We start from the raw sequence: 745 nt of genomic DNA, 5'->3' as shown, positions 1-745 counted from the left end.
CGCGCCACCTCGGCCAGCAGCGCGCGCATCTCTTGGCGCAGCTGCTCAGGGTCGAGGGTCTGCCATCGTGGCAGGCGTGGGGGACCTCAGCCAATTCAAGAGTGCTGCGCAATTCGGTGCCTGGCTGGGTTTGGCACCGCAGCAGCACTCCAGCGGCGGCAAGGAGCGGCTTGGTGGCATTACCAAGCGGGGCGACGACTACCTACGCACCCTGCTAATCCAGGGAGCAAAGGCGGCCGTCCATAGTGCGCACAAACGGCAGGACCGAATCTCGCAGTGGGTGGTGCAGCTCAAAGCGCGCGTGGGCTGGCAGCGCGCGGCCGTTGCGCTGGCCAACAAGAACGCGCGCATCCTCTGGGCGGTACTCGTCAGGGGCAAGGCCTACGACGCCAACCATGTAAGTGTCATGCCCGGCTCGATGCAGCCGAGTTGAAGCATCCAGTGCAAGCACCGCCAGTGATGCAGGATCGATTCTGATGAAAGGACTGCGCAGCGCAGATACCCTCACACAGGTCAGACCGGCGGCAGGGGAACTCGAAGGGCTGTTGGTTGCACCGCGTGCGGTGCGACGTGAAGTGAATGGAGTCCCGCCGAGCGGTTCGTATCCGGGGCCGCACCGGCTCATAGCCGAGCGCAACAAGCCCGACTGTAGATGTGCAGTCCGACCTTCCGTGTGAGCTCACTGTGGCTGTTGCAGCCCCCAACAAAGGAACAGACCTCATGCCACTGCTCGTGCTTGACTGAG

At 63.8% G+C, this 745-nt stretch carries 1 protein-coding gene; it reads left to right on the top strand.

The features are described from left to right. Window positions 1-433 (top strand): transposase (locus D3A59_RS25030; RefSeq protein ID WP_157991725.1); only part of this gene is annotated, 433 nt, incomplete at its 5' end. Window positions 434-745: the final 312 nt, after the last annotated feature.

The organism is Caldimonas tepidiphila, assembly GCF_003569765.1.
Lineage (GTDB): Bacteria > Pseudomonadota > Gammaproteobacteria > Burkholderiales > Burkholderiaceae_C > Caldimonas > Caldimonas tepidiphila.
This window is presented reverse-complemented; position numbering and strand designations above follow the sequence as displayed.